General features: G+C 52.3%; 1 protein-coding gene and 1 rRNA gene. Both read right to left on the minus strand.

The window, feature by feature from the left end:
• Positions 1–104, minus strand: a 104-nt coding sequence (locus tag FME68_RS13555) for a transposase (RefSeq protein WP_491523153.1), incomplete at its 3' end; no start/stop codon positions are given.
• A 422-nt stretch (positions 105–526) separates the two neighbouring features.
• Positions 527–642: ribosomal RNA gene (gene rrf / locus FME68_RS12930) — 5S ribosomal RNA — on the minus strand; the annotation flags it as partial.

Genomic DNA, 642 nt, shown 5'->3' on the forward strand with positions numbered 1-642 from the left:
CGATTGACTCCAAGCTCTGCTGAAGCCGCGTGAAGTGAGAGGTCCTCATTGTTTTCGTAGAGGGCCACAGCATCACGTTTGAACTGTTCGGAGTACCTAGGCATGGTGGTAGATTACCTTTCTTCCCAACCCAACCGGGCTGGATATCAGGTGTCTACCAAACAGGGGTCAGGTCCGGCTGCCTGATTGGCGATGCCGCATGATACTTACTACATCGACCAGCGCGATGCAGCACAGCATATCAAGGCCCTGGATATATATCCGGTAGGGGTCCGACTGGGCGGTCGCAAAAGGCGCTACCTGAGGATTGATGTCAGTGACCCTGGACGCTTCACCTGGGATAATTAGCGCGTATGAACGGTGCTCGGATCCCTTGCGGTCTATAAGCAACGGCTCGGGTGGTTCGTGTGGAATCAGAAATAGACTTTCAATTGCAACACACAATGGTTGTAAAACGAATTGAAGGACCAAGACTGAATAAGTCTTGGTCCTTCAACCTTGTATTGAGTTGTTGTTTGTTGTTTGGTGTCGGCGGTTTCTTACTCTCCCACAACCTCCCGGTTGCAGTACCATCAGCGTTAGCAGGCTTAGCTTCCGGGTTCGGAATGGGACCGGGCGTTTCCCTGCTGCTATAGGCCACCG

The organism is Corynebacterium hiratae (genome assembly GCF_009708045.1).
Classification (GTDB): Bacteria; Actinomycetota; Actinomycetes; order Mycobacteriales; family Mycobacteriaceae; genus Corynebacterium; species Corynebacterium hiratae.